Origin of the sequence: Xanthomonas sp. 3058 (assembly GCF_014199765.1) — a bacterium.
In the GTDB taxonomy this organism is placed as follows: domain Bacteria; phylum Pseudomonadota; class Gammaproteobacteria; order Xanthomonadales; family Xanthomonadaceae; genus Xanthomonas; species Xanthomonas campestris_B.
In genome coordinates, this window is record NZ_JACHOF010000039.1 from 2,246 (window position 1) to 5,553 (window position 3,308).

At 53.6% G+C, this 3,308-nt stretch carries 2 rRNA genes; both read left to right on the top strand.

The features are described from left to right. The first annotated feature begins 30 nt into the window (after positions 1 to 30). Positions 31 to 2,911: ribosomal RNA gene (locus GGR61_RS20655) — 23S ribosomal RNA — on the top strand. 171 nt (positions 2,912 to 3,082) lie between these two features. Further along, a 5S ribosomal RNA gene (rrf, locus tag GGR61_RS20660) occupies positions 3,083 to 3,197 on the top strand. Positions 3,198 to 3,308 lie beyond the last annotated feature (111 nt).

Genomic DNA, 3,308 nt, shown 5'->3' on the forward strand with positions numbered 1-3,308 from the left:
ATATAGCTCCGAGGCAACTTGGGGTTATATGGTCAAGCGAATAAGCGCACACGGTGGATGCCTAGGCGGTCAGAGGCGATGAAGGACGTGGTAGCCTGCGAAAAGTGTCGGGGAGCTGGCAACAAGCTTTGATCCGGCAATATCCGAATGGGGAAACCCACTGCTTCGGCAGTATCCTGCAGTGAATTCATAGCTGCTGGAAGCGAACCCGGTGAACTGAAATATCTAAGTAACCGGAGGAAAAGAAATCAACCGAGATTCCCTAAGTAGTGACGAGCGAACGGGGAACAGCCCTTAAGCTGGAATGGCTTTAGAAAAACAATCTGGAAAGATTGGCCATAGAAGGTGATAGCCCTGTATTTAAAAGGGCCACTCCAGTGAAGACGAGTAGGGCGGGGCACGTGAAACCCTGTCTGAATATGGGGGGACCATCCTCCAAGGCTAAATACTCCTGACCGACCGATAGTGAACCAGTACCGTGAGGGAAAGGCGAAAAGAACCCCGGAGAGGGGAGTGAAATAGATCCTGAAACCGTGTGCGTACAAGCAGTAGGAGCTCGCAAGAGTGACTGCGTACCTTTTGTATAATGGGTCAGCGACTTACTGTTCGTGGCAAGCTTAACCGTATAGGGGAGGCGAAGGGAAACCGAGTCTGATAAGGGCGCATAGTCGCGGGCAGTAGACCCGAAACCGGGTGATCTAGTCATGGCCAGGGTGAAGGTGCCGTAACAGGTACTGGAGGCCCGAACCCACGTCTGTTGCAAAAGACGGGGATGAGCTGTGATTAGGAGTGAAAAGCTAATCGAACCCGGAGATAGCTGGTTCTCCTCGAAAGCTATTTAGGTAGCGCCTCGGACGAATACTACTGGGGGTAGAGCACTGTTATGGCTAGGGGGTCATCGCGACTTACCAAACCATTGCAAACTCCGAATACCAGTACGTACTATCCGGGAGACACACGGCGGGTGCTAACGTCCGTCGTGAAAAGGGAAACAACCCAGACCCACAGCTAAGGTCCCAAATTCACTGCTAAGTGGAAAACGATGTGGAAAGGCATAGACAGCCAGGAGGTTGGCTTAGAAGCAGCCACCCTTTAAAGAAAGCGTAATAGCTCACTGGTCGAGTCGGTCTGCGCGGAAGATTTAACGGGGCTAAGCAGTGAACCGAAGCTTGGGGTGCATAAAACTTGTTTTATGCGCGGTAGAGGAGCGTTCCGTAAGCCTGCGAAGGTGGATTGAGAAGTCTGCTGGAGGTATCGGAAGTGCGAATGCTGACATGAGTAACGATAATGCGGGTGAAAAGCCCGCACGCCGAAAGCCCAAGGTTTCCTTGCGCAACGTTAATCGACGCAGGGTTAGTCGGTCCCTAAGGCGAGGGCGAAAGCCGTAGTCGATGGGAAGCAGGTTAATATTCCTGCACCTCGCGTGAGTGCGATGGAGGGACGGAGAAGGTTAGGTGTACCGGGCGTTGGTTGTCCCGGGGAAAGGCGGTAGGTTTGGATCTTTGGCAAATCCGGGATCCTTTAAGACCGAGCACCGAGACGAGCCTTTATGGCGAAGTCACTGATACCACGCTTCCAGGAAAAGCTCCTAAGCTTCAGCTCACGAAGACCGTACCGTAAACCGACACAGGTGGGTAGGATGAGAATTCTCAGGCGCTTGAGAGAACTCGGGTGAAGGAACTAGGCAACATGGCACCGTAACTTCGGGAGAAGGTGCACCCTTTTTGGTGGCTCGTGCGAGCTATAGCTGAAGAGGGTCGCAGAAACCAGGCCGCTGCGACTGTTTATCAAAAACACAGCACTCTGCAAACACGAAAGTGGACGTATAGGGTGTGACGCCTGCCCGGTGCTGGAAGGTTAATTGATGGGGTCAGCCGCAAGGCGAAGCTCTTGATCGAAGCCCCAGTAAACGGCGGCCGTAACTATAACGGTCCTAAGGTAGCGAAATTCCTTGTCGGGTAAGTTCCGACCTGCACGAATGGCGTAACGACAGCGGCGCTGTCTCCACCCGAGACTCAGTGAAATTGAAATCGCTGTGAAGATGCAGCGTTCCCGTGGCAAGACGGAAAGACCCCGTGAACCTTTACTATAGCTTTACACTGAACGTTGAGTTCGTCTGTGTAGGATAGGTGGGAGGCTATGAAACTGTGGCGCTAGCTGCAGTGGAGCCATCCTTGAAATACCACCCTGTCGTGCTTGACGTTCTAACCTAGATCCGTTATCCGGATCAGGGACCGTGTATGGTGGGTAGTTTGACTGGGGCGGTCTCCTCCTAAAGAGTAACGGAGGAGCACGAAGGTACGCTCAGCGCGGTCGGACATCGCGCACTGTGTGCAAAGGCATAAGCGTGCTTGACTGCAAGATCGACGGATCAAGCAGGTACGAAAGTAGGTCTTAGTGATCCGGTGGTTCTGTATGGAAGGGCCATCGCTCAACGGATAAAAGGTACTCCGGGGATAACAGGCTGATACCGCCCAAGAGTTCATATCGACGGCGGTGTTTGGCACCTCGATGTCGGCTCATCACATCCTGGGGCTGTAGTCGGTCCCAAGGGTATGGCTGTTCGCCATTTAAAGTGGTACGCGAGCTGGGTTCAGAACGTCGTGAGACAGTTCGGTCCCTATCTGCCATGGGCGTTGGAAGTTTGAGAGGGGCTGCTCCTAGTACGAGAGGACCGGAGTGGACGAACCTCTGGTGTTCCGGTTGTCACGCCAGTGGCATTGCCGGGTAGCTATGTTCGGAAGCGATAACCGCTGAAAGCATCTAAGCGGGAAGCGCGCCTCAAGATGAGACTTCCCGGGGCACAAGCCCCCTAAAGGAACCATATAGACTATGTGGTTGATAGGTCAGGTGTGTAAGTACAGCAATGTATTGAGCTAACTGATACTAATGATCCGTGCGGCTTGACCATATAACCTCAAGTTGCCTTGGTCCCAACGAACGTTGGTAGATCCGCAAACGCAAGCTACGTCACAAGTTAACTATGCGAGACGAGCGCCGTAGGTGCTTCCACACGCAAACGCTTGCACATCCTTGTGCACTCGTTTGAGGAAGCTCCAACTGGCGACGCTCCAACCGTCTCCCTGGTGAAATTAGCGCTGTGGAACCACCCGATCCCATCCCGAACTCGGAAGTGAAACGCAGCTGCGCCGATGGTAGTGTGGCTCAAGCCATGCGAGAGTAGGTCATCGCCAGGGGCTTTACCCGAAACCCTCAGTCCGAAAGGATTGGGGGTTTCTTCTTGGGCGACATTTGGAAATGCGTCCCTTAACGCCTGCCGCTGGCCGTTGCCGGCGTCCTTCGCCACC